Source organism: Streptomyces sp. WM6386 (genome assembly GCF_000972385.1).
Classification (GTDB): Bacteria; Actinomycetota; Actinomycetes; order Streptomycetales; family Streptomycetaceae; genus Streptomyces.
On record NZ_JXTE01000021.1, the window covers coordinates 78,760 to 103,329 of the forward strand.

24 protein-coding genes are annotated in these 24,570 nt (G+C 69.9%); 12 read left to right on the forward strand and 12 right to left on the reverse strand.

The window, feature by feature from the left end; genetic code table 11:
* Positions 1–29: 29 nt before the first annotated feature.
* Positions 30–1,010 carry a hypothetical protein gene (locus tag TN53_RS15640; RefSeq protein ID WP_046259078.1) on the reverse strand — a complete coding sequence of 327 codons (981 nt, stop codon included), beginning with the start codon at positions 1,008–1,010 and terminating at the stop codon, positions 30–32.
* 107 nt (positions 1,011–1,117) lie between these two features.
* On the opposite strand from TN53_RS15640, the gene TN53_RS15645 reads away from it, so the two are divergent.
* Both TN53_RS15645 and TN53_RS15650 read left to right on the forward strand, forming a co-directional pair.
* Positions 1,118–1,801, forward strand: coding sequence for a GDSL-type esterase/lipase family protein (locus TN53_RS15645; RefSeq protein ID WP_046259079.1), 684 nt, complete (start codon positions 1,118–1,120; stop codon positions 1,799–1,801).
* Positions 1,802–1,889: 88 nt separating this feature from the next.
* Positions 1,890–2,477, forward strand: coding sequence for a Uma2 family endonuclease (locus TN53_RS15650; RefSeq protein ID WP_046259080.1), 588 nt, complete (start codon positions 1,890–1,892; stop codon positions 2,475–2,477).
* On the opposite strand, the gene TN53_RS15655 is transcribed toward TN53_RS15650, so the two are convergent.
* On the reverse strand, positions 2,449–2,874 hold the full coding sequence (locus TN53_RS15655; RefSeq protein ID WP_046259081.1) for a hypothetical protein: 426 nt from the start codon (positions 2,872–2,874) through the stop codon (positions 2,449–2,451). The genes TN53_RS15650 and TN53_RS15655 overlap by 29 nt on opposite strands.
* 83 nt (positions 2,875–2,957) lie before the next feature.
* Here TN53_RS15655 and TN53_RS15660 point away from each other — a divergent pair, with 83 nt between their 5' ends.
* The gene (locus TN53_RS15660; RefSeq protein WP_046259082.1) at positions 2,958–3,767 is read left to right on the forward strand and encodes a helix-turn-helix domain-containing protein; all 810 of its coding nucleotides are present in this window, start codon (positions 2,958–2,960) and stop codon (positions 3,765–3,767) included.
* Complete coding sequence (locus tag TN53_RS44430; RefSeq protein WP_063776250.1) at positions 3,764–3,937, forward strand: DUF397 domain-containing protein; 174 nt, start codon at positions 3,764–3,766, stop codon at positions 3,935–3,937. The genes TN53_RS15660 and TN53_RS44430 overlap by 4 nt, the downstream gene beginning before the upstream one ends.
* On the opposite strand, the gene TN53_RS15665 is transcribed toward TN53_RS44430, so the two are convergent.
* Entirely contained in the window at positions 3,934–4,869 is a 936-nt protein-coding gene (locus TN53_RS15665) for a nuclear transport factor 2 family protein (RefSeq protein ID WP_234441603.1), read from the reverse strand. The genes TN53_RS44430 and TN53_RS15665 overlap by 4 nt on opposite strands.
* A 157-nt stretch (positions 4,870–5,026) precedes the next feature.
* Between TN53_RS15665 and TN53_RS15670 the strand changes: the two genes are divergently transcribed.
* On the forward strand, positions 5,027–6,019 hold the full coding sequence (locus TN53_RS15670; RefSeq protein ID WP_046259084.1) for an aldo/keto reductase: 993 nt from the start codon (positions 5,027–5,029) through the stop codon (positions 6,017–6,019).
* Between the two features lie 221 nt (positions 6,020–6,240).
* On the opposite strand, the gene thpR is transcribed toward TN53_RS15670, so the two are convergent.
* The 3 genes from thpR to TN53_RS15685 are packed head-to-tail and all read right to left on the reverse strand — an operon-like array spanning position 6,241 to position 8,661.
* A complete protein-coding gene (gene thpR / locus TN53_RS15675) occupies positions 6,241–6,813 on the reverse strand; it encodes an RNA 2',3'-cyclic phosphodiesterase (RefSeq protein ID WP_046259085.1) in 573 nt (190 codons plus the stop codon).
* 30 nt (positions 6,814–6,843) lie between these two features.
* Positions 6,844–8,199, reverse strand: coding sequence for an MFS transporter (locus TN53_RS15680; RefSeq protein ID WP_095046511.1), 1,356 nt, complete (start codon positions 8,197–8,199; stop codon positions 6,844–6,846).
* A gap of 24 nt (positions 8,200–8,223) precedes the next feature.
* Positions 8,224–8,661: a MarR family winged helix-turn-helix transcriptional regulator gene (locus TN53_RS15685; protein ID WP_046259087.1), complete on the reverse strand. Its 438-nt coding sequence runs from the start codon at positions 8,659–8,661 to the stop codon at positions 8,224–8,226.
* A 145-nt stretch (positions 8,662–8,806) separates the two neighbouring features.
* On the opposite strand from TN53_RS15685, the gene TN53_RS15690 reads away from it, so the two are divergent.
* On the forward strand, positions 8,807–8,995 hold the full coding sequence (locus TN53_RS15690) for a hypothetical protein (protein ID WP_046259088.1): 189 nt from the start codon (positions 8,807–8,809) through the stop codon (positions 8,993–8,995).
* Here the strand turns inward: TN53_RS15690 and TN53_RS15695 are convergent.
* Positions 8,988–10,439: an NCS2 family permease gene (locus TN53_RS15695; RefSeq protein ID WP_046259089.1), complete on the reverse strand. Its 1,452-nt coding sequence runs from the start codon at positions 10,437–10,439 to the stop codon at positions 8,988–8,990. The genes TN53_RS15690 and TN53_RS15695 overlap by 8 nt on opposite strands.
* A 117-nt stretch (positions 10,440–10,556) precedes the next feature.
* On the opposite strand from TN53_RS15695, the gene TN53_RS15700 reads away from it, so the two are divergent.
* Positions 10,557–10,835 carry a DUF2530 domain-containing protein gene (locus tag TN53_RS15700; RefSeq protein WP_046259090.1) on the forward strand — a complete coding sequence of 93 codons (279 nt, stop codon included), beginning with the start codon at positions 10,557–10,559 and terminating at the stop codon, positions 10,833–10,835.
* A gap of 113 nt (positions 10,836–10,948) precedes the next feature.
* Entirely contained in the window at positions 10,949–13,345 is a 2,397-nt protein-coding gene (locus tag TN53_RS15705; protein ID WP_046259091.1) for a cation-translocating P-type ATPase, read from the forward strand.
* A 100-nt stretch (positions 13,346–13,445) separates the two neighbouring features.
* On the opposite strand, the gene TN53_RS15710 is transcribed toward TN53_RS15705, so the two are convergent.
* From TN53_RS15710 to TN53_RS15730, 5 genes are all read right to left on the reverse strand, one after another.
* A complete protein-coding gene (locus TN53_RS15710; RefSeq protein WP_046259092.1) occupies positions 13,446–14,255 on the reverse strand; it encodes a hypothetical protein in 810 nt (269 codons plus the stop codon).
* A 223-nt stretch (positions 14,256–14,478) separates the two neighbouring features.
* Positions 14,479–15,402 (reverse strand): hypothetical protein, encoded by a 924-nt coding sequence (locus tag TN53_RS15715; RefSeq protein ID WP_046259093.1) that lies wholly within the window; start codon positions 15,400–15,402, stop codon positions 14,479–14,481.
* 85 nt (positions 15,403–15,487) lie between these two features.
* Entirely contained in the window at positions 15,488–16,255 is a 768-nt protein-coding gene (locus TN53_RS15720) for a hypothetical protein (RefSeq protein ID WP_046259094.1), read from the reverse strand.
* A gap of 179 nt (positions 16,256–16,434) precedes the next feature.
* Positions 16,435–19,575, reverse strand: coding sequence for a sacsin N-terminal ATP-binding-like domain-containing protein (locus TN53_RS15725; RefSeq protein WP_046259095.1), 3,141 nt, complete (start codon positions 19,573–19,575; stop codon positions 16,435–16,437).
* Positions 19,576–19,761: 186 nt separating this feature from the next.
* Positions 19,762–20,688 carry a DUF3027 domain-containing protein gene (locus TN53_RS15730; RefSeq protein ID WP_046259096.1) on the reverse strand — a complete coding sequence of 309 codons (927 nt, stop codon included), beginning with the start codon at positions 20,686–20,688 and terminating at the stop codon, positions 19,762–19,764.
* Between the two features lie 303 nt (positions 20,689–20,991).
* Between TN53_RS15730 and TN53_RS15735 the strand changes: the two genes are divergently transcribed.
* From TN53_RS15735 to TN53_RS15750, 4 genes are read left to right on the forward strand one after another with little or no spacing between them, the layout of a single operon-like run.
* Positions 20,992–22,425, forward strand: a complete 1,434-nt coding sequence (locus TN53_RS15735; RefSeq protein ID WP_095046512.1) for an MFS transporter — start codon at positions 20,992–20,994, stop codon at positions 22,423–22,425.
* Positions 22,426–22,485: 60 nt separating this feature from the next.
* Positions 22,486–23,013 (forward strand): hypothetical protein, encoded by a 528-nt coding sequence (locus tag TN53_RS15740; protein WP_199924578.1) that lies wholly within the window; start codon positions 22,486–22,488, stop codon positions 23,011–23,013.
* Positions 23,014–23,027: 14 nt separating this feature from the next.
* Complete coding sequence (locus TN53_RS15745; protein WP_046259099.1) at positions 23,028–23,735, forward strand: futalosine hydrolase; 708 nt, start codon at positions 23,028–23,030, stop codon at positions 23,733–23,735.
* A complete protein-coding gene (locus TN53_RS15750; RefSeq protein ID WP_046259100.1) occupies positions 23,725–24,570 on the forward strand; it encodes a 1,4-dihydroxy-6-naphthoate synthase in 846 nt (281 codons plus the stop codon). The genes TN53_RS15745 and TN53_RS15750 overlap by 11 nt, the downstream gene beginning before the upstream one ends.

Sequence of the window (24,570 nt, forward strand, 5' to 3'; positions counted from 1 at the left end):
CCCCAGCCCGGCGCCTCACCTCCGGTGGCTCACCTCCGGCGCAGCACCCGCCGGAACCCGAACACGACGGCGGCGACGGCAGCCACGGCGAGGGCGCCGACCTTGACGTTCTTGTCGTCGGAGCCGCCGTCACCGCCGTCGGCCTGGCTCGAACCCCCGCTTCCGGACGGCGAGTCGGACCCCTGGTCGCCGGGCGCGTCCTCCGCCACCACCCCGCTGCCGGCACCCTCGCTGCCGAGCATCAGCTTCGTACCGTCGGTGGAGTAACTGACGGACTCCCCCTGCCCGATGGGCACGCTGATCCGGCCGCCGCGCTTGAGGTCGCCGCCGTTCCAGTCGTACCAGATGCCACCGAAGTAGCCGCGTACGGCGAGCTGTTGGCCGTCGGGCGAGAAGGCGGCATCCGTGGCCCAGAGGTCGACGGCCTTGGTGGGCTTGAAGACATTGGCGCCGGAGGTGGAGAGCTTGGCGGGCCCCTCGTACAGATGCCCGCCGTCCTCCTGCTTGTCGATGATGTAGACGCGCCCGGTCTTCGGGTGGACGATCATCGACTCGGCGTCACGGGAGCCGTCGGAGTACTTCACGACGTACTGCTTGGCCCGGATGGTCTGGTCCTTGAGCTCCTTGGGCTCGGGCAGCTGATAGATCCAGACATAAGGCCAGGTCACACCATCATTGTCGCCGATGTCCCCGACATAGATCTGGTTGTCGGGCCCCATGGCGATCGCCTCGACGTCCCGCTGTGTGCCGACCCCTTTCAGGGTGATCCGCGCGACGGTCTTCCCGGTGGAGCTGTCGACGGCGTAGAGGTAGGTGCCGGTGTCCTGGTCGTTGTGGGTCCAGTAGATGCCCGGGTGCTGACGGGACGCGGCGAGCCCGCTGGACTCGGTGATGCGCGGGTCCTCGATGGTGAACCCCTGGTCACCGTCCCCGTCGGCGGCGGCCGCGGGGCTCGCGCCCGTGAGAACGAGCAGGGCAGTGACTCCGACGACACCGAGTAGCGCACGCATGGCCTCAAGCTTGCCATCCCGGAAGGCACACAGGCCGGGCACCGGACGGCCACACACGTGGCCAGCCTCACACCCCACCACTCCCGGTGATCGTTCATCATGAGCGGATGCTCAGGTTCATGCCCGTCGGCGACTCCATGACGATCGGAAGCACGGGCGAACACACTTGGCGTTACCGGATGTGGCAGCACCTGCGCGACACCTACGGCAGTCCATTCACCCTCGTCGGCCCACGCGAGACCCTCCACGACAAGGCGACCGACACACCCACGTCGTACGACTACGCCGACCCGGACTTCCCCCGCGCCCACCTCGCCGGCTGGGGCGAGGGCTGGCTGCACATGACCCCGCTCATCGGCGAGGCGATCCGCACCTGCCGCGCCGACGTCCTCCTGGTCTCCCTCGGCCTGATCGACCTGGGCTTCTACACGAACGCGGAACAGACGGCGCAGAACGTACGGTCCTTCGTCACGGAGGCCCGCTCGGCGCATCCCCACGTCCGCATGGTCGTCCTCCCGGTCATCCCCAACGTCCGCGCCCAGGACGACCCGCCCTTCGGCGCGCAGGTCACCCTCTTCAACGAACTCCTCGCGAAGGCGGTGGCCGACCTCGACGAGCCGCGCTCGCCGCTGCTGCTGGCGTCGCCGCCGGTGTCGTACGACATCAACCACGACACCTACGACGGCACGCATCCCAACGCGAGCGGCGAGCACAGGATCGCGGCGGCTTTCGCGGAGGCGATGTACCAGGGGTGGGATGTGGGCGAGCCGTACCCGGCCGGAACAGCCTGAACGAATCACGGCGTGTCATGGTCACCGTGCGTATCGTTGTACTGCGCGGCTGCGCTCGTCCATGGGGCAGCCGGGGAGGAACGCCACGATGACCGTCCTTGAAGACAGGATCGCGATGGCCGACGCGAACACCGAGCGTCTGGACGACTGGTTCGAACGCCTTGAGCGGATGCCCGTCCCCGAAGGATTCAGGGTCGAGATCGTCGGGGGCAACGTTCACATGACGCCGCAGCTGGACACTCACTGGGAAATCATCCGCCGAATCGTGCGGGCGCTGGAGGACAAGTTCGGGATGGACGTCAAGGCGTTCTCGGATGTCCGCATCGACTTCCCCGGACACGAGAACGGCTTCTGTCCGGACATCGCCCTGATCAGCGACTCGGCGACCAAGGACGCCGAAGGCCGCTGGCGCTACCAGGACGTCGAGTTCGTCGCCGAGGTCATCTCGGCGGGCACGGCCGCGAACGACTACGGCCCGAAGAAGGCCGCGTACGCGGTCGCCGAGGTGCCCGTCTACGTCATCGCCGACCCCTACCAGGGACGCTGCCACATCTACACCGAGCCCAAGGGAAGCGAGTACGAGATCGAGACCAGGGTCCCCTTCGGCAAGGACCTGGACCTGACCGGCACCGTCGTCGACCTCACCCTCAAGACCGACGAGTTCCCCCGCGACTGAGCTCCACCACCTCCCACAGCAACTCCCCCGCCACGAACGGCGTCCCCGCCGACGGCACCGAACGCCACCCCAGCGGCCACGTCATCCCGGTCAGCGCGGGTACGCCCACGTACGCCAGCCCCCGGTCACTCCGCGTCAGCGCACGCACTCCGGACGGCCACTGGAAGGACGCGGCGGTTTGCGGGGGCAACAGGAAGTACATGTTCCGGTCGCCCGTCGCTTCGGCCACGATCGGGCCGGCCTCGAAGTCCGTACAACGCATCAGCTCCGAGGCGACGCGTTCGGCCAGCGGTTCCTTCATGCGTACGGCGTCGAAGTGGATACCGGCGTGACGCAGGGCGTGGCCGGAGGCGGGGATCCAGCTCGGGATCCAGGGGGCGGCGATTCTCTCGTTCATGCCGCAAAGCGTTGCGGACCCTCACATACTGTGACCAGGGTGAAGCAACGTCCGTGCGGGGTTGTGTACTTGGGGAGGCGGTTGTGCACTCCGGTGATCGCGGGTCGGAGTCGTTCGGGGCGCTGTTGAGGTTCTTCCGCGAGCGGGCCGGGATGACGCAGGAAACTCTGGGCAAGCATGTCGGGTACTCCAAGTCGCAGGTGGCGATGGTGGAGCGGGGGGAGCGTTCGCCCAAGGGGCGGCTGGTGGAGGTCGCGGACGAGACGCTCGGTGCACAAGGTGCACTGGTGCTCCTGGCGGAGAAGGAGTTCGGGCGGAACGGGCTGCGCCCGTGGACCGAGGACTACCTGGCGGAGGAGAAGAAGGCCGCCGCGCTGCACGTGTACCAGACGCATCTGGTCCCCGGTTCGATCCAGACCGAGGCCTACGCTCGCGCGGTGTTCACCTCCAACCGATGCCCGACCCTCGACGAGGAGGAGATCGACAAGCGAGTCACGGCCCGGCTGGAACGCCAGCAGCTCTTCACTCGCAAGCCCGCGCCGACCGTCAGTTATGTACTCGAAGAGACCGTACTGACACGCCCGTTGGGCGGCGCGGCGACGCTCAAGGAGCAGTTGCACCACATCCTCGCCATCGGCGAACTGCGCCACGTCGAGATTCAGGTGATGCCACATGGCCGGGAAACCCACGCCGGGCTCGCCGGTCGCATGAGCCTCCTGGAGACCGCCGAACGTCATCAGCTCGCTTACGTCGAGGGCCATCGAGGCGGCTACTTCGTGAGCGAACAGCCCGACGTGGGAGACCTGTTCGGCAAATATGGCATTCTGCGAGCGCAGGCTCTCTCACCCGAGGAGTCCGCGAAGTTGATCGAAGAGGTGGCGCGGGACCTATGAGCACGGACCTTCACTGGAGCAAGAGCAGCTACAGCGACGGTGAGGGCGAGTGCCTGGAGATCGCCCTCACCCCCACCACCATCCACATCCGTGACTCCAAATCCCCCACCACCCCGACCGTCCAAGTAACCCCCACCACCTGGACGGCCTTCCTCAACACCCTCCCCTAGAACATCCCGTTCTCATTCGCCGAGCTCTCCGGAACGTCCTGGACCACATCCCAGTGCTCCACGATCTTCCCGCCCCGCACCCGGAACAGGTCCACGATGGCCTGCCCCCGTTCCCCCGGCGCCGGAATGTAGTGACTGTGGACGGCGACCAGGTCCCCCTCGGCGATGACCCGCTTGGGCTCCACCTTCAGCTGGGGGAAAGCGGAGAAGTACGCGCCCAGGCCTGACTTGACGCCCGCCACGCCGTCCTCGATCCCGGGGTTGTGCTGGTGGTACTCGGTACCCCAGTAACGGTCGATCGCCGACAGGTCCTTCTTCACGAGCAGTTGGTCGAAGGCGGCGGTCACCAGCTTCTTGTTGTACGCGGTGAGGAACCCGGGTCCCGGCTGCGAGGTCTGCGGCCAACTCACCGTGGAGAACATGTCGTTGCCGTTGACGGAGGACTCCGGCACCGCCTGTCCCACATCCCAGTGCTCGGCGATCTTCCCGTCCTGGAACCGGAAGATGTCGAACACGGCGGAGCCGCGCGTCCCCGGCGTCGTCACGACGTTGGAGTGGACGAGGACGAGGTCGCCCTCGGAGATGACCCGCTGGATGTCGTACTTGGCGTCCGGGAACTGCTGGTGGACCGAGACGGCCAGCCCCTTCAGCGTCTCCGCCCCGTCCGGCGCGAACGGGTTGTGCTGGATGTAGTCCGGTCGTACGAAACGGTCCACGACCCGCGTGTCACCGCGCTCGAAGACGCCCTTGAGGACGCGCGAGGCGACGGCCTTCTGGTAGCCGAGGCGGGCGGCATCGCCGTAGCCGGCGTACCCGGCGCCGGCGGACGCGACGCTCGGTGACGCGACGGCCGGGACGACGGCCGCGCCCAGCAAAACCGTGGAGGCCGCGAGGGCGATGAAGGCCCTGCGGGCAGGCGTGGTGGGGGTCACGAGGCTTCCTCTCCGAGACATCACAATAGATATTGAAAGTTCAAGCTGACACTCACCGAAGGAAAGCACTAACTTGCAGATAGCGTCAAGGGCAAGATCACGGGATCGACTGAACTCCCTTGCCTAGAGCGCACTCCACGACGTTGGCTAAGGAGTCATGAAGTACACGCAGCTCGGACGCACCGGACTCAAGGTCAGCCGACTCGTCCTCGGCACCATGAACTTCGGCCCGCAGACCGACGAAGCCGACTCCCACGCGATCATGGACTCGGCACTCGACGCGGGCATCAACTACTTCGATACCGCCAACGTGTATGGCTGGGGCGAGAACAAGGGCCGTACCGAGGAGATCATCGGCACCTGGTTCGCGAAGAGCCCCGCGCACCGCGACAGGACCGTCCTCGCCACCAAGGTCTACGGCAACATGGGCGCGGACGGGCCCGCCTGGCCCAACCACGACAAGCTGTCCGCCCTCAACATCCGGCGGGCGGTGGACGCCAGCCTGAAGCGGCTCCAGACGGACTACATCGACGTCTACCAGTTCCACCACGTCGACCGCGCCACCCCCTTCGAGGAGATCTGGCAGGCCATCGACGTCCTCGTCCAGCAGGGCAAGATCCTCTACGTCGGGTCCTCCAACTTCCCCGGGTACAAGATCGCCCAGGCCAACGAGATCGCCGCCCGGCGTGGCGGCACCATCGGGCTGGTCAGCGAGCAGTGCCTCTACAACCTCTACGAGCGGCGCGCCGAGATGGAGGTCATCCCGGCCGCCGAGGAGTACGGGCTCGGCGTCATCCCGTGGTCGCCGCTGCACGGCGGTCTGCTGGGCGGGATCGTCAAGAAGGAGGTCGAGGGTGGCCGACGGGCCTCCGGACGGGCCGCTGAGACGCTTGCCGACCCGGCCGCACGCGCCAGGCTCCAGTCGTACGAGGATCTGCTCGACAAGCACGGGATCGCCCCCGGCGAGGCCGCCCTGGCCTGGCTCCTGACCCGCCCCGGCGTCACCGGCCCGATCGTCGGCCCGCGCACGGCCGAGCAGTTGGAGTCGGCGATCCGGGCCGTGGAGCTGGAACTGAGCGAGGAGCTTCTGACGTCCCTGGACGAGATCTTCCCGGGCCCGGGCCCTTCCCCGGAGGCCTTCGCCTGGTAGCGCCCCGAAGCGAGGCGCCCCCTCAGGGGCGCGGGGCGGAGTCGATATGGGGCTCCGCCCCGGGGCGCGACCAGCCACACACGGCCCGCGGCCAACAGACGGCCGACCGCAGTTCCCCGGCCCTACCTGCCGAGCACTGACGCCAACGCCACCACGACGAACATCAGCACCAGCACAACGGCCATGATCCGGTTCCGCGTCTTCGGGTCCACCCCCCGAGCCTAACCGGCCCCGCCGAGCGCCCACCGGGCGACCACCTCGTACCGCGGCTGCTCCCCCGGCACCCCCGACCTCGGCAGGTCGCTGCGCACCAGCGCCAGCTCGCCCACGGTCCACGTACGGCTCGTGAACTCCTCAAGCGCACTGACGTACGGCCGTACGTCCACGTCCGACCGGCTGCGCGCCACCGTCAGGTGGGCCTTGTACCGCCGGTGCTCCCCCATCGGCACCCCCGCCTTCCGCGCCGCCGCCTCCGCACGGTCGGCGAGCAGCCGCAGCGCCGGCACGTCCCCGGCGGCCCCGGCCCACAGGGCCCGCCCGTGCCCGAACTGCCCGCCGCCGCGCACCGCCAGCGCAAAGGGGGCGCTGCGTCCGGCCGCCCGCTCCAGCCGGGCCGACAGTTCCGGTATGACGTCGTCGTCGACCTCGCCGTAGAACGCCAGCGTGAAGTGCCACCCCGGGCGGCCGGTCCAGCGCAGAGCGTCCGCGCCGGGGAGCTTCTTCAGCCGGTCCACTTCGGTGGCGAGTTCATGAGCGACGCCCTCGGGTGGCAGTACGGCGGCGAAGAGTCTCATGCGCCCAGCCTGCCAGCCCGCCGGGCGGCGTCACGCGGCCGTGGCCAGCCGTTCCCGCTCGCGCGGGACCAGGCCCACCCGCGGATGCCCGTGGTGCCAGCCCACCGACAGGCGCAGGTTGCCGACGCGGGCCAGGAACAGGCCGATCGTCACGGCTGCCGAGGCGGCGATCACACCGCCGACCGCGAGGCCCGCCCGGACGCCGTACGCGTCGGTGATCCAGCCGGCGATCGGGGCGCCCAGGGGGGCGCCGCCCATGAACACCATCATGTAGAGGGACATCACCCGGCCCCGCATCGCCGGGTCGGTGCTCAGCTGGACGCTGGTGTTGGCGGTGACGTTGACCGTCATGCCGAACATGCCGATCGGGACCATGAGCAGGGCGAAGAGCCACAGGGACGGGGCGAGCGCGGCCACGATCTCCAGCGTGCCGAAGGCTACCGCGCCCGCGACCAGCACCCGCATCCGGGCGGTGCCGCGCCGGGCGGCGAGCAGGGCGCCGGCGAGGGAGCCGACCGCCATCAGGGTGTTGAAGAGGCTGTAGGAGCCGGCTCCGGCGTGGAAGACGTCGTCGGCGAAGGCCGACAAGTACACCGGGAAGTTGAAGCCGAAGGTGCTGACGAACCCGACCAGGACGATGGTCCAGATCAGGTCCGGGCGGCCCGCGACGTACTGGAGTCCCTCCCGCAGCTGGCCCTTGCCGCGCGGGGCCCGCTCGACGACATGCAGGTCGCGGGCGCGCATCAGCAGCAGGCCCGTGATGGGCGCGACGAACGACAGCCCGTTGGCGAGGAACGCCCAGCCGGTGCCGACGCCGGTGATCATGAGGCCCGCGACGGCGGGGCCGATCAGACGGGCGGACTGGAAGTTCGCGGAGTTCAGGCTGACCGCGTTCTGCAGCTGGTCGGGGCCGACCATCTCGGAGACGAAGGTCTGACGGGCCGGGTTGTCGACGACGGTCGCGAGTCCGACGGCGAAGGCCGCCAGATAGACGTGCCAGACCTCCACATGCCCGGACAGGGTCAGGAAGGCGAGCGCGAGACCGGTGACGGCCATCGCGGACTGGGTGACCAGGAGTGTGGGGCGCTTGGGGAGACGGTCGACGAGTACGCCGCCGTAGAGCCCGAAGAGCAGCATCGGCAGGAACTGGAGCGCGGTCGTGACGCCGACGGCGGTCGAGGAGCCGGTGAGGCTCAGGACCAGCCAGTCCTGGGCGATGCGCTGCATCCAGGTGCCGGTGTTGGAGACGACCTGGCCGGCGAAGAAGAGCCGGTAGTTCCGGCTCTTCAGGGAGCTGAACATCGAGGACTTCGAGGACCTGGCGGGATCCTCGGGGGTAGAGGTGGACGGTGCGGGGGCGGAGTCTGCTCCGGATCCCGTACTCAAAAGGGTTCGCCTCCTCAAGACGGATTACAGGTGTGCGAGCTTCTCCAGCACGGGGGCGGCGGCGCGCAGTTTGGCCCACTCGTCCTCGTCCAGTCCGTCGACCAGGGTGGCCAGGAAGGCGTTGCGCTTGGCGCGGCTCTCGGCGAGCATCGCCTCGGCCTGTTCCGTCTTCGTGACGACCTTCTGGCGTCGGTCCTCGGGATGCGGCTCGAGACGGACCAGTCCCTTGCCCTCGAGCAACGCCACGATGCGGGTCATCGAGGGCGGCTGCACATGTTCCTTGCGGGCGAGCTCGCCCGGGGTGGCCTTGCCGCAGATGGAGAGGGTGCCCAGGACCGACATCTCGGTGGGGCTCAGCGACTCGTCGACCCGCTGGTGCTTGAGCCGACGGGACAGTCGCATCACGGCGGAGCGTAGGGAGTTCACGGCGGCAGCGTCGTCGCCATGCGTAAGGTCCGGCATCTCTTTAGAGTAACTCATTACTCTCGCTAAACAAGCTGGCGCGCGCGAGGATTCCCGTGAGGCGGGCCACTAAAACAGGATCATCACCCGTACGAGTGAGAGGGCAGCGGAATGTGAACGCCGCCCGTCGACGCCCGCGACCCTCGTGTTCATGGGGACCAGCGTGCTCAGCCTGCGGATAGACGGGGAGCTGCTCGAACGGCTCCGGGACCATGCGGCGAAAAGGGGAATGAGCGTCCAGGACTACGTGGTCCGGACGCTCATTCGAGACGACTTCGACGAGCGGTTCCAGACCGCCGTCGAGGAGACGGAGAAGTTCTACGGCGTTACGTGAGACCGAGCGCCGGCATCAGGTAGTAGAAGCCGAAGACGGCGGCGACCACGTACATCGCGGCGGGGACGTCCTTGCCTCGCCCGGCCGCCAGCCGCAGCACCACGAAGGTGACGAAGCCCATGCCGATGCCGTTGGTGATCGAGTACGTGAACGGCATCATCACCATGGTCACGAACGCCGGGATGGCGATCGTGTAGTCCGCCCAGTCGATCTCCCTGACCGAGTTGGACAGGATCAGGAAGCCCACCGCGAGCAGCGCCGGGGTCGCCGCCTGGGACGGGACCATCGTGGCCACGGGGGTCAGGAACAGCGCCACGGCGAAGAGGCCGCCGGTGATGACGTTCGCGAAACCGGTGCGCGCGCCCTCGCCGACACCCGCCGTGGACTCCACGAAGGCGGTGGTGGCCGACGAGGAGCTGGCACCGCCCGCCGCGACGGCCAGGCCGTCCACGAAGAGGACCTTGTTGATGCCCGGCATCTGGCCCTGGGCGTCGGTCAGCTTGGCCTCGTCGCTGACGCCCATGATCGTGCCCATCGCGTCGAAGAAGCACGACAGCAGGACCGTGAAGACGAAGAGGACGCCGGTCAGCACGCCGACCTTCTCGAAGCCGCCGAAGAGGCTGAAGTCGCCGATCAGACCGAAATCGGGACTCGCGACCGGGTTGCCGGGCCACTTCGGCGTCGTCAGACCCCAGGACGGGACCTTGGCGACGGCCTCGATGATCATCGCTACGACGGTCATGGCGACGATCGAGATGAGGATCGCGCCGGAGACCTTGCGGACGATGAGCGCCAGGGTGAGCAGGGCGCCCAGGATGAAGACCAGGACCGGCCAGCCGTCGAGGTGGCCGTTACCGCCGAGCTGGAGCGGGACGGTGGTCTGGGCGACGTCCGGGATGCGGGAGACGAAGCCGGAGTCGACGAGGCCGATCAGCATGATGAACAGGCCGATACCGATGCTGATGGCCTTGCGCAGACCGAAGGGGACCGCGTTCATGACGCGCTCGCGCAGACCCGTGGCGACCAGCAGCATCACGATGAAGCCGGCGAGCACCACCATGCCCATGGCGTCCGGCCAGGACATGCGGGGCGCGAGCTGGAGCGCGACGACCGAGTTCACACCGAGGCCGGCGGCCAGCGCGATCGGGACGTTGCCGATGACGCCCATGAGGAGCGTGGTGAACGCCGCCGTCACACAGGTGGCCGTCACCAGCTGACCGTTGTCGAGCTGGTTGCCGTACATGTCCTTCGCGCTGCCCAGGATGATCGGGTTCAGCACGATGATGTAGGCCATCGCGAAGAAGGTGGCGAAACCGCCGCGGACCTCGCGGGGGAGCGTGCTGCCCCGCTCGGAGATCTTGAAGTAACGGTCGAGGGCGCCGTATGCGGGCGCACCACCCGGCTGATCGGGCGCGGGGACCTTGGCGGGGGCCGAGGTGGACATGTTTTGGTGTTTCCTACGATGAGAAGTGGTCAGAGGCAAACCGTTTCAGTATGAACATATAAGGCGGCACTCCACCATCTCCGCGCGTAGAACTGATCGCCTCGTAAGCTGTGCCCCATGGCGAAGTGGACCCCCAAGCACGAGGCACCGGAGCCCCTGGAGGGGCCCATCGTGCCGACCATCATCGGCGGCACGATCCTCTGGTTCGTCCTCTTCCTCGTCCAGCTCCCCTTCTACGGCTGGTTCGACGACCGCGGACACGCCTGGTGGGTGTGGACCTGCCTGGCCGGCACCGGGCTGGGGCTGTACGGCGTCTACTTCGTCAAGAAGCGCGACACCGCCATCAAGCGGGCGGCGGCGGCGGCCGAGGACACCGAGGCTCCTGCCGCGGAGTGAGGGGTATCCCGTACAACCACGGCACCACTCCCCCCGCCGGTCCGTCCTCCCCAGGTCGGATCTTCCGCCCACTCGGCGTGTGAAGCCGTAAATCCGCACGTACCGTCGAACGCATGACGCACATCGACGCGGGCGCCGAACTCGATCCTGTGCATCCCGTTCCCGCCCCCGCCACGGCGGCGACCGGGCTCTCCGCGGCCGAGGTGGCCGAACGGATCGCTAACGGTCAGGTCAACGACGTCCCGGTGCGCAGCAGCCGGTCGATGGCCGACATCGTCCGCGCCAATGTCTTCACCCGGTTCAACGCGATCATCGGTGTGCTCTGGCTGATCATGCTGTTCGTCGCGCCGTTCCAGGACAGCCTGTTCGGGTACGTGATCATCGCCAACACCGGTATCGGCATCATCCAGGAGTGGCGGGCGAAGAAGACCCTCGACTCCCTCGCGGTGATCGGCGAGGCCAGGCCGACGGTACGGCGGGACGGGGTGGCCCTGGAGGTCAGCACGTCCGACATCGTGCTGGACGACCTCATCGAGATCGGGCCCGGCGACAAGGCCGTCGTGGACGGGGTGTGCGTCGAGGCCGACGGTCTCGAGATCGACGAGTCGCTGCTCACCGGCGAGGCCGACCCCGTGGTCAAGCAGCCCGGGGACGAGGTCATGTCCGGCAGCTTCGTCGTCGCGGGCGGCGGGGCGTTCCGGGCGACCAAGGTGGGGCGTGAGGCGTACGCCGCCCAACTGGCCGAGGAGGCCTCCCGGTTCACGCTCGTCCACTCCGAGCTGCGCTCCGGTATCTCCACGATCCTCAAGTACGTGACCTGGATGATGGTCCCGGCCGCGACCGGCCTGGTCATCACCCAACTCGTCGTCAAGAGCAACGATCTCAAGGACTCCATCGCCCGCACGGTCGGCGGCATCGTCCCGATGGTGCCCGAGGGGCTCGTCCTGCTGACGTCGGTCGCCTTCGCGATAGGGGTCATCCGACTTGGCCGAAAACAGTGCCTCGTCCAGGAGCTGCCGGCCATCGAGGGTCTCGCCCGCGTCGACACGGTCTGCCTCGACAAGACGGGCACGCTGACCGAGGGCGGCATGGACGTCACGGAGCTGCGGCCGCTGAACGGCAGCGACGAGTCGTACGTCCGCAAGGTGCTGGGCGCCCTGGGCGAGTCGGATCCGCGGCCGAACGCGTCCCTGAAGGCGATCATCGACGCCTACCCGGACGCCGAGGACTGGCGCTGCACCGAGTCGCTGCCCTTTTCCTCCGCCCGCAAGTACAGCGGGGCGACCCTCAGCGAGGGCAACGGGGAGTCCAGTACCTGGCTGCTGGGGGCGCCCGACGTGCTGCTCGCGGCGGACGACCCCGCCCTCGCCGAGACCGAGCGGCTCAACGAGCAGGGCCTGCGGGTGCTGCTGCTGACGCGGACCGTGCGGGACCTGGACGAGCCGGAGGTGGCCCAGGGCTCGCGGGCCACCGCCCTCGTCGTCCTGGAGCAGCGGCTGCGGCCCGACGCGGCCGACACCCTGCGGTACTTCGCCGAGCAGAACGTGCGGGCCAAGGTCATCTCCGGCGACAACGCGGTGTCGGTGGGCGCGGTGGCCGGGAAGCTCGGGCTGACCGGGGCGACGGTCGACGCGCGCGCCCTGCCCACCGACAAGGAGGGCATGGCGAAGGCCCTCGACGAGGGCACGGTCTTCGGGCGGGTCACCCCGCAGCAGAAGCGGGACATGGTGGGCGCGCTGCAGTCCCACGGGCACACGGTCGCGATGACGGGCGACGGGGTCAATGACGTCCTGGCGTTGAAGGACGCCGACATCGGGGTGTCGATGGGCTCCGGCTCCGAGGCGACCCGGGCGGTGGCGCAGATCGTGCTGCTCAACAACAGCTTCGCGACGCTGCCCTCGGTGGTCGCGGAGGGGCGCCGGGTCATCGGGAACATCACGCGGGTGGCGACGCTGTTCCTGGTGAAGACGGTGTACTCGGTGCTGCTGGCGGTGCTGGTGGTGTGCTGGCAGGTGGAGTACCCCTTCCTGCCGAGGCATCTGACGCTGCTGTCCACCCTGACGATCGGCGTCCCGGCCTTCTTCCTCGCCCTCGCTCCCAACAAGGAGCGGGCCAGGCCCCACTTCGTGCGGCGGGTCATGCGGTACGCCATCCCCGGCGGGCTGCTGGCCGGGATCGCGACCTTCGTGACCTATCTCATCGCCCGTCACCACTACACGGGCGAGGGCGCGTTGGACGCGGAGACCAGCGTCGCCACGCTGACCCTGTTCCTGATCTCGATGTGGGTGCTCGCCATCATCGCCCGGCCCTACACCTGGTGGCGGGTGGCGCTGGTGGCGTCGATGGGCGCGGGGTTCCTGCTGGTGCTGGTGGTGCCGTGGCTCCAGGACTTCTTCGCGCTGAAGCTGGTGGGGGTGACGATGCCGTGGATCGCGGTGGGCATCTCGGTGGTGGCGGCGGCCGTCCTGGAACTGACGTGGAAGTGGATCGACCGCCGCGTGCCCGCTTAGCGCTTGGCTGGAGCCGGGGGGTGGGTGAGGGGTCCTGTCGGGTGCCGGGTGCGGCACCGTTGGGGCTGGTCGCGCAGTTCCCCGCGCCCCTTAGGTGGGTTTACTGGACGTCTATGTAGTCGCCCGTTGCGCTCACTGCCGGGGTCGTTGTCGTGCCGGCGAAGCTGTAGCGGTAGTAGCCGTCGGTCGAGGCCGTCACCGTCGTGCTGAGGTTGCCTGTCGAGTTCGACTTGATGGTCTTGACCGTGGTGTAGGTGGTCGAGCCCTTCTTGCGGAACTGGAGCTTCACGGGCTGGGTCGCGTAGCCCGCGTACTTGTTGGTCTCCCAGTTCGCGCGGGACAGCTTGCCGGTGACCGTGATGGTCTTGCCCTTCTTCACCGGCTCGGGGGAGGCGTTGGCGGTGAGGGTGGACTTGCGCTGGAGCTTGGTGGTGCCGAAGCCCGCCTGCCAGGTGAGCCCGCCCTTGTCGTCGGCCGCGAGCGCGCCCAGCTTCCAGGTGCCCGCCTGGGAGTTGGTGAGGGTGTCCTCGGAGGAGGACTCCGGGCGGAACTGGACCTTCGCCGTGCAGTTCAGGACGGTCGAGGAGGATGCCGTGCAGGTACCGGGGTTGTCGCCGAGGAGGAGGTCGTCGGAGTTCATTCCGAGAGTGTCGCCACGGTAGAGGACGGGGCCGGTCTGGAAGGAGCTCGCGGCCAGGCTCGCGGGCTTGGTCACGGTGTACGTCGCGGTGACGGTGACCGTGGTCGTGGTGCCGACCACGATGTTCTTGCCGCTGTTCACCTTGAGCGCGGAGAAGGTGACGGCGGGCCCGGCCGTGGTGGCGGCCTGTGCGGCCGGGACGGCGAGGGCGGTGAGGGCCAGGGCGCCGGTCACGGCGGAGACGGCGGCAAGGGCGGTTCTGTTGCGCATGTGCGTTTCCCCAGGGGGAGAAGTGATCTAGGAGTCTGTTGACTCACGCGATCAGATTCGTGACGCCTGGGAGGGGTTGTACGGGTGGGTCCGGATTTTGTCCTAGCCTGCACAATGCTTGAATCTTGGAGAGATTCCGAGGGAATCCGTTGGGCTCCGCATGACCAAGCACGAACGCCGGCCCCGGACGGCTTCCGGGACCGGCGTGTCGTAGGGGCTCTGCTTACTTCACGTCGACGAAGTCACCCGTGGCGCTGACCGCCGGGGTGGTCGTGGTGCCCGCGAAGGAGTAGCGGAAGTAGCCGTCGACCGACGCCTTGACGGTGGTGCTCAGGTTGCCCGTCGAGTTCGACTTGATGGTCTTGACGGTGGTGTAGGTGCTGGAGCTCTTCTTGCGGAACTGCAGCTTCACCGACTGGGTCGCGTAGCCCGCGTACTTGTCGGTGTCCCAGTTCGCGCGGGACAGCTTGCCGGTGACCGTGATGGTCTTGCCCTTCTTCACCGGCTCCGGCGAGGCGTTGACCGTGAGCTTGGACAGGCGCTGCACCTTGGGGGCGGCGGCCTTGTCGGTCACGGCGACACCGACGTTGTCCAGGTTCGGGTTCTCCGGGTCCTCGTTGTTGAATGCGACCGCGAAGCCGGCCGCCTTCCAGGAGCCCGCGTCCGAGTTCAGCAGGCCCCACTCGTCGTCGCCCGGAGCCGGGTCGACGGCAATGGTGGCCGTGCAGGAGGCGACGGTCGCGGACGCATCCGTGCAGGTCGCGTTGGAGCTGTCGTACCAGAACTCGGAGGTGTAGAAGTCCGTGCCCTTGTACAGCTCGACGCCGGCGAAGAAGTCGACGGCGTGGATGTCGACGTCCGCGCCGTGGGTCAGCGTGAAGGAGACCGGGACCTTCACCACGCTGGTGGTGCCGACCACGATGTTCTTGCCCTTGTTGACCTTCACGTTGGAGAACGAGGCGTCGAGGGCGTAGGGGGTGCCGTCCACGGCGGTGGCGAACGCGGCCTTGCCGGAGGCGGCCTGGGCGGCGGCGTGGACGTCGGAGGTGTCGGGGGTCCGCGACGTGTCGGCCTGCGCGGCCGGTACGGCGAGGGCGGACAGGGCCAGGGCGCCGGAGACGGCGGCCACGGTGGCGCGAATACGCATGTGTTTCCTCAAGGAAGAGAATGTGGGAGGTACTGGGCCCCGGACACGCCGGGGCCTGGTGAGGTGGTGCAGGGACCGCTGTCGCCTACTTCACGTCGATGAGGTCACCGGTGGCGTTGACCGCCACGGTGGTCGTGGTGCCCGCGAAGGAGTAGCGGTAGTAGCCGTCGACCGACGCCTTGACCGTGGTGCTCAGGTTGCCCGACGCGTTCGACTTGATGGTCTTGACCGTGGTGTACGTGCTGGAGCTCTTCTTGCGGAACTGCAGCTTCACGGACTGGCCGGCGTAGTTGACGTACTTGGGAAGCGGGTAGGCCTCCCAGTCGGCGCGGGTCAGTTTGCCGGTGACCGTGATGGTCTTGCCCTTCTTCACCGGCTCCGGCGAGGCGTTCGCCGTGAGCTTGGCGGCACGCTGGAACTTGAAGGACCCGGCCTTCTCCTGCCATACGTAGTCGTCGTCGTTGGCGTCGATCCACGCGTTGACGTACCACGTGCCGGCGCTGGCGTTGCTCAGGTAGTCCGTCTGCGGGTCCACCAACACCGACGCGGTGCAGGTCGACGTGGTGGCGCTGGCGGCCGTGCAGGTCGGCTTTCCGGTCGACAGGTAGCCGGTGCCGGGGCCGATCAGGTCGAACCCATCGGCGCCTGCGATACCGGAGTCGTCCGTGGCCGTGACGCTGACCTTGATGGTCTTCGCGGCCGAGGTGCCGATGGACACCTTGTTGTCACCGTCGACGACAACCTTGGTGATCTCGATGTCACCCTGGCTGCCGTCCGCCTGCGCGGCAGGCACAGCGAAGGCGGAAAGGGCCAGGGCGCCGGTGACGGCAGCCCCGATGGCTCGAATACGCATGCGATCCCCGTATGGAGAAAGGGCCCCGACGGTCGTCGTCCCCCACGGCGATCGCCTACACGTCGGGGCCCAAGTGATCAAGGAGTCTGTTGACTCACGTGATCAGATTCGTGACGCGAGTGAATGGTTGTACGGGTGGTGAGAAATTTGTGCGAGCTTTTCAAAGATCACCTGCACAGTCAGTCGAACCACCGGTCGCGGGCCAACTCCGCCGTCCGTGAGGGGTCTTCCATCAGTGCCGCGACCTCGAAACGACGCGGCCACTGACCGGCCGCCCAGGCGAGTCCGGCGGCGACACCTTCGAGCGTCGAGGCGTGCAGGACACCGTCGTTGGTCAGCCGCCAGTCCAACTCCACTCCGTCCACGACGAGTTCCTCGTGCTCGACGTACGTCGTCGGCGTCCGCGACCCGAGCAGCACCCGCACCGACTCCGGTACGTCGTGCTCGGCGCCCTCGGAGTCCACCGACCCGGTGACCGACTCGCTCAGCCGCCGCACCTGGAACAGTTCCGCCAGCTCGGCGGCGCGCGCCGGCCGCACCGGCAGCAGCGGCATGCCCCCGGTGAAGGGCAGCAGGTCGGGTGAGTCGACGACCACGGCGTCGGCCGCGTCCACCACCTCGACCCGCCCGTCGACGACGGCCCGCAGCTCGTCGGGCAGGGTCACCTGCTCGGGATCCAGCTCGGCCAACGCGCCGTAGAGGGCGTGCAGCTGGGCCCCCGTCACCTCACGCGAAGGATCGGCGAGGCGGTCGAGCAGCTCCGCCGCCCCACCCGGCTCGTCCAGCAGCGCGGCCACCGACGTCCGCACGCCGAGCGCCCGCAGCACCTGCTCGTCGTCGAATCCGGCCGCGTCCGCCTCGTCGTACAGGCCCCGCAGCAGCGGGTCCCCGCCGGCCGCGAGCAGACCGGCCGGGCGTCGGCCGTCGAGCACCGGGTGACCCCGCAACCACCATGCGGTGTAGGGCCGTACGACGTCATGGGTGCCGTCCGGCAGCAGGATCCGCACCGGCTGGGTGAGCGCGTCCCGCAGCGGCGGCCGGGCGAGCAGGGCGAGCGCCTGCGGCCAGCACTCCTCGTCCACCAGGTCCAGATCGCGTACGGCGATCAGTTCCGTGGCGACCGGCGGGACCGGCGAGTCGGGGAAGCGGTCGAGGATGTCCTCGCTCCACACGTCCACGGCGTCCAGCAGGCCCGCGTCGTCCGGTTCGGCGAAGTCCCCGTCGCGCGGCTCCAGTTCGTCCGGGTCCAGGACCACGTCGGTGGCGCGGACCAGCGCGAAGGTGGCGAGCACGCCACAGGCGGCCAGCGGCTGTTCGCCCCAGCGCTCGGCCAGCTCGGCGTCCACGGTGGCGAGTTCCCCCTCGCGCATGATCTGCGCGAACGGGCTGCCGGGGAGGACGAGTTCACCGGCGGGCGCCGGTTCGCCGTCCTCGTCGGGCAGGGCGAGCGCACCGAGCCAGGGCTCGTCGCCGGGCTCCAGGCCCGCGTCGCGGACGAGGGCGAGGACCGTGTCGGCCAGCTCCTCCGCGTCCAGGGTGTCCTCCTCCCACGCCCCGCCGTCGTCGTCCAGCGACGCGGCGACCGCGGCCCGCACCTGTGGGGTGGTCAGCACCGCGCGCGGGGAGGCGGGGAGCGCGCCGAGCTTCTCCAGCAGGGGGTGCGCGGCGTCCGGGTGGGCGACCTTGAGGCCGAGCCGGGCGAGCACCTCCGGGTCGATGACGGCGCTGTCGGCGGTGGGCAGGAGGACCTGCCGGGGGCCGATGGTCGTCCGGCCTCCCCCAGAGCCGAAAGCCTGGGAGGTGCCCCCAGCGAGCGGGACGGGGAGGCCGGACAGCCGGTCCGGGTCCACCCCCGCGAGGCTGTCGTACAGGCTGCGCCACCAGCCCGGCTCCTTCTCCAGCCCGGCCAGCCGGTCGACGGCGTCGGTGAGCGGGAGGCGGGCGACGCCGAGGGTGCGCAATTCGACACGGCGTTCGAGTCCGGCGGGGAGGAGTGTGGGGAGGACTTCGGCGAGGACGCGCACGGTGTCGGCGCCGGCGCCCTCCACCACCTCCGCGTCCCTGGGGCGCAGGGCCTCGGGCAGGTCGTCGTCGTCCTGGCCGGGGGTCAGGGCCGGCGGCAGGAAGGCGGTCCGGGGCAGCCGCTCCAGGATCGCCTGCCGCAGGGCCCCGTCCAGCTCGCCCTTGCCGAGCGGGCCGGGCACGAGGTCGATGATGCCGGCGGTCACCGGCCGCCACGCGGCGAGCAGTTCGACGTAGGCGTCCGCCGCGCGCTGCACCACGAAGTCGGTCAGCGGACCGGGCGCCGCGTGCCGGCGGGTGGGGTCCAGCGGGAAGGAGGCGATGAGCAGCGCGGGCACACCGAGCGGCTCGTCGCTGGGCGTGGGGGCGTGCACGACGGGGTTGGTGCGGGGGCGGGCCGGGGTGCCGTCGGCGTCGGCGGGGACGGCCCAGGTGACCGACCAGTGCGGCCGCAGCCGCTCCTCGACGGGACGGTCGGCGAGGAGGTCCCCGGTCAGCGGCCCGTGCGAGGCGGCGACCCGCCACCGGGTCGCGCCCTCCCGCGAGTCCTCCACGACGGTGAAGGCGTCCTCGGTGCGGCGGCGCAGGGTCCGGGTGGTGTCCGTCTCGATCACGACCTCCTCCAGCCCGGGGAGGGCGAGGAGCAGGGCGTCGTCGACGGCGTTCAGAAGGCGCTCGGCGAGGTCGGTGGCGGCCGGGTCGCGCAGGGGCAGGATGACGGCCGTGTCGTACGGGTCGGGGGCGGTGCCCTCGGCGGCGAACGGGAGACGCAGGAGCGGGATGTGACCGTCGCGCCGACGGATCTCGTCGTCCAGCCCCGGGCTGTGGCGGGCGGCGTCGGCGGCCCGCTCCCGGCCCTCGGCGAGGGACCAGCGGACCCCTCCGTGGCGGCCGACGACCGCGGGCTCGTCGGTGACGGCGAGGACGGCGGCGAAGCCGACGCCGAAGCGGCCGATGGCGGCGGTGTCGCGTTTCGCGGAGGCCCGCAGGGTGGAGAGGGACTCGACCCCGGTCGCGTCCAGGGGCGCGCCGGTGTTGGCGGCGACGAGGACGCCGTCGCGGAGGGTGAGCCGGAGCCGTCCGGGCACGCCGGCTCTGGAGGCGGCGTCGGCGGCGTTCTGGGCGAGCTCGACGACCAGTCGGTCCCGGTAGCCGCCGAGGGCGAGGTCCTCCTCGGCGTTGGCGTCCTCACGGAAGCGGGCGGGGCTTGTCGCCCAGGCGTCGAGCACCCCCCGCCTGAGACGGGCGGTCCCGAACGGGTCGGCTCCCTCGGCTGCGGGCCGCACGAACTTGCTCACGTTCAACACTCTCCTCGTCGGCGTGGGGTCGAAGGTACCGCGAGGAGAGGGGATCGTAGATCGGGGAGGGCTGAGTAACTCAGCCCGTCCGGCGTTTGAGGACGAGGCCCGTTCAGGGCCGACAGCGGGGGTCTGGGGGCGCAGCCCCCAGGGAGGGACGGGTAGGGGCGGCGGGGGCGAGAAAGGCTACGAGTGGCCCAGCTCCGCCGTTGCCTCGTCCGGGGTTTCCGGGACCGAGCCCGAGTCCGGTGCCGGGCGGAGGGGGAAGGGGTCGACCCTTGTCTCGTCGATCACCGGGGCCGCCGGGCGCGGGGGCTTCGGCATGATCGCTGCCTCGGAGTGGCCGCCGCAGCCGTACGACAGGGAGACCACGCGGCCGTCCGCCGGGGCGAACTCGTTGGCGCAGACACCGAAGGCCTGGCCGAGGGAGCCGCCGATCGGCTGGAGGAAGCCGCAGCTGACGCAGGTCGCGGGGGCCGCCTGGGCCATCGGGGTCTTGGCGCCGTACGACTCGTCCCAGCGGTCCGCGGCGGTGTGCAGGCCGTAGCGGGACAGCACCCGGGCCCGGCGCATGCCCAGTTCCTCGGCGACCGAGGCGATCGAACCCCGGGTCGGAGCCAGCGGAAGGTTCGACGGCGTGCCGGCCGTGACCTCCGCGTCCTCCGCCTCCACCAGCTCGGCCATCTCCTCGGATACGGCGGAGCTCGGTACCGGCTCGTCCTCGCCGGAGTAGCCGGGTTCCAGGCGGAGGTCCTCGGCGTCGGTGGGGAGCAGATCGCCGGGGCCCATGTCACCGGGGCGCAGGCGCTCGCTCCACGGCACCCACTCGGGGGCCAGCAGGGCGTCCGGGCCCGGCAACAGCACGACCTCGTCGAGCGTCACCAGCTTCGCGCGAGATGCCCGCGCCACGGTGACGGCCCAGCGCCAACCCCGGTAGCCGAGCTCCTTGCACTCGAAGAAGTGCGTGACGACACGGTCGCCCTCGGACTCCAGCCCCGCGTGCTCGCCGACGACGCCGGGCGCCGCCTCCTCCTCGGCTGCGGTGCGTGCGAGGTCGACGGCCTCGGCGCACAGGCGGTCGGGGGTGCGGCTTCGCGTGGTCGCTGCGCTCACAGGTATCGCTTCTCTCCTACGCCGTCACTGTAGGTGCGTACGCCGGGGGCGAGGGTGGCGGACGGAGCGGACCCGGGGACCGCGTCAACGTCCGCGCCCGCTCACGCTCGGGCGCACCTGTGCCATCCATTGTGCAAGATGGCTGAGATACGCACGCTACCTGCTCGCGTGCGCTCGGCCTACACCGACGGGACGTTTGGCACCCCCGCACCGGTCTCGGTATGGCCACGGCAAGTCCGTAAATGCGCGGCCATACGCGCGGTAACCGCACTACGAACGCCTCAGTCGGGGCACTATGACGTCGTGGCAGCCGCGAAGACACCCCAAGGAGCCACCGGCATCGGTGGGGCCAAAGGGATCAAGGGGAGCAGCCGACGCAACGGCACGGGCCGGGTGCGCGGTTCCTTCCGCTCGGTCGGCCGCGCCCTGCACTTCCCGGTCACCGGGCCCGCCAGGGGCATCCGCAAGGCCACGCACGCCCACGGGGCCGGGGAGTCCGGTCTGGGCAAGCTGATCGAGCTGCACGGTGTGAACGGCGCGGGCGATGTGATGATCACGGTCGCGCTCGCCTCCACGGTCTTCTTCTCGGTTCCCACGGACGAGGCCCGCGGGCGTGTCGCCCTCTACCTCGCGATCACCATGGCGCCCTTCACCGTCCTCGCGCCGGTGATCGGCCCGCTCCTGGACCGTCTGCCGCACGGCCGCCGCGCCGCGATGGCGGGCGCGATGCTCGCCCGGGCCCTGCTCGCGCTGGTGCTGGCCGGGGCAGTGGCCACCGGCAGCATCGAGATGTACCCGGCGGCGCTGGGCGTCCTGGTCTCCTCCAAGGCGTACGGCGTGGTCAGAAGCGCCGTCGTGCCCCGCCTCCTGCCACCCGGCTTCTCCCTGGTGAAGGCCAATTCCCGGGTCACCCTCGGTGGACTCCTCGCCACCGCGATCGCCGCGCCGATCGCCGCGGGGCTCCAGTCGCTGGGCCCGCGCTGGCCGCTCTACGGCGCCTTCGTGATCTTCATCGCGGGGATGTTCCTGTCCTTCACCCTGCCGCCGAAGGTCGACTCGGCCAAGGGCGAGGACATCGCCCTGCTCGCCGCGGACGAGGACCACCTGCACGGGCCGCACCTGCGGCCGGTCAAGCGTCCCGGGCTGCGCACGGTCGGCATCGCGGTCACCCACGCCCTGGGCGCCAACGCCGGTCTGCGCTTCCTCTCCGGGTTCCTGACCTTCTTCCTGGCGTTCCTGCTGCGCGAGCACCCGCTGTCCGGGGAGAGCGCCGCGGTGTCCCTCGGCATCGTGGTCGTCTCGGCCGGCGTGGGCAACGCGCTCGGCACGGCGGTGGGGGCGGCGCTGCGCCAGCGGGCTCCGGAGATCATCATCGTGACGGTCGTCGCGTTCGTCCTGGGGATCGCGATCACCGCCGCGATCTTCTTCGGGGCGTTCCTGGTCGCGGTCCTCGCCGCGGTCGCCGGGTTCGCGCAGGCGCTGTCCAAGCTGTCCCTGGACGCGCTGATCCAGCGGGACGTGCCCGAGCAGGTCCGTACCTCGGCCTTCGCGCGCTCGGAGACCCTGCTCCAGGTGTCCTGGGTGTTCGGCGGCGCCGTCGGCATCGTGATGCCCCTCAACGGCTCCCTGGGCCTGTCGGTGGCCGCCGCGATCGTCGCCGTGGGCTGGCTGACGACGGTCAGGGGTCTGCTGAGCTCGGCCCGCCACGGCGGCGCTCCCCGCACGCGCGTGGCCTAACGCACGGCACGCCGCACCCCGCGTAACAGCACGGTCGGCACTGCCCGATAGCCTTCGGCCATGACCTCCATGCCACGCGGCGGAGCCGCTACTGTCCGCGCCGCTGTGCGACGCCGCCGCGCCGTCGCCGCCGCCGGCGCCGTTTCCGCCGGACTGCTCGTCCTGTCGGCGTGCGACAAGCCGACGCCGCGCGCCACCGTCACGGTCGGCAAGAACTCGGTGAGCGCCGAGGCCGAGTGCTGGGAGGACGGCGACAACCTGGGCCAGGAAAAGGCCACCAAGTGCGCCTTGAAGAAGGCGTCCGACTCGATCGACGTGCCGCAGAGCGAGACCCTGCGTATCGGTGTCGACCCGGAGATCGCGGACACCGGCTGGGCGCTGTGGATCAACGGCCAGCAGGTCACGGACGTCTACAAGACGACGTACTACTCCTTCCAGGGCGTCGACCTCTTCGCCAGCCAGCAGGGCCAGGCCGCGCCGAAGCAGCTGTACATCAGCGTCGTCCAGCAGGACAAGCCCGGGTCCACAGGCGCCAGCAAGGAGCTCAAGGGCGTCTGGAACTTCAAGCTCGTCAACGACAACGCGTAAGCCGTACGACGTCGATGCGCATCCTCGTGGCCACCGCGGTCCCGGTCGAACGGGACGCGGTGGCTCGGGCGTTCCCGGGGGCGGCGCGAGAGGTGCCGCTGCCCGGCGTGACGCTGCTGCGGTCGGGCGGCGGGTACGACCTTCTCGCCGCCGGTGTGGGCCCGGCCCTCGCGGCCGCGTTCGTCTCCGCCGTGCTGACCGCGGCCGCCCGTGAGGGCACCCCGTACCGTCTCGTCGTCTCGGCCGGTATCGCCGGCGGGTTCCTTCCCGAGGCGCCGGTCGGCTCCCTGGTCCTCGCCGACGCGATCACCGCCGCCGATCTCGGCGCGGAGACCGCGGACGGTTTTCTGCCGGTCACCGAGCTCGGCTTCGGCACCGTCAGCCACGTACCGCCCCCATCCCTCGTACGAGAAGCCGCGACCGCGACCGGAGCCCGCAGGGGCACGATCCTCACCGTCTCCACCGTGACCGGCACCGCCGCCCGCGCGGCCGCGCTCCGCGAGCGGCACCCCACCGCCCTCGCCGAGGCCATGGAGGGTTTCGGGGTCGCCGAGGCCGCCGCCCTGCACGGGGTGCCGGTGCTGGAGATGCGGGCCGTGTCCAATCCGGTCGGGCCCCGTGACCGTGCCGCCTGGCGGATTCCGGACGCCCTCGCCACACTGACCGACGGTTTCGGGAAGCTCGCGCCCGTACTGGAGAGTTGGAACCGACATGACCGGTGACCCGATGCAGATCGCGTACTCCCCCTGCCCCAACGACACCTTCGTCTTCGACGCCCTCGCCCACGGCCGCGTCCCCGGCGCGCCCGCGCTCGACGTGACGTTCGCGGACATCGACATCACCAACGGCATGGCCGAGCGCGGTGAGTTCGACGCGCTGAAGGTGTCCTACGCCGTGCTGCCGTACGTTCTCGACGAGTACGCGCTGCTGCCGTGCGGCGGCGCGCTGGGGCGGGGCTGCGGGCCGCTGGTGCTGACCCGTGGGCCAGGGGATCTGACGGGTCGTACCGTCGCGGTGCCCAGCGAGCGGTCGACGGCGTATCTCCTCTTCCGGCTCTGGGCCGCGGACACGATCCCCGGCGGTGTCGGCGAGATCATCGTCATGCCGTTCCACGAGATCATGCCCGCCGTGCGGGACGGGAAGGTCGACGCGGGTCTCGTCATCCACGAGGCCCGCTTCACGTACCAGAACTACGGGCTGCACAAGCTCGCGGACATGGGCGAGCACTGGGAGAACACCACCGGGCTGCCGATCCCGCTGGGCGCGATCATCGCCAAGCGGTCGCTGGGCGAGCGGGCGCTGACGAACCTGGCCGATTCCATCCGCACGTCGGTGCGCGCCGCCTGGGACGACCCCGAGACCTCCCGCCCGTACGTCATGGAACACGCCCAGGAGATGGACCCCGCCGTCGCCGACCAGCACATCGGGCTGTACGTCAACGAGTTCACGCATGATCTCGGCGTCGACGGCTATGCGGCGGTGCGCGGGCTCCTCACACGTGCGGCGGCCGAGGGGCTGCTGCCTCCCCTCGGCCCGAATGCACTGGCTTTCCCTTAG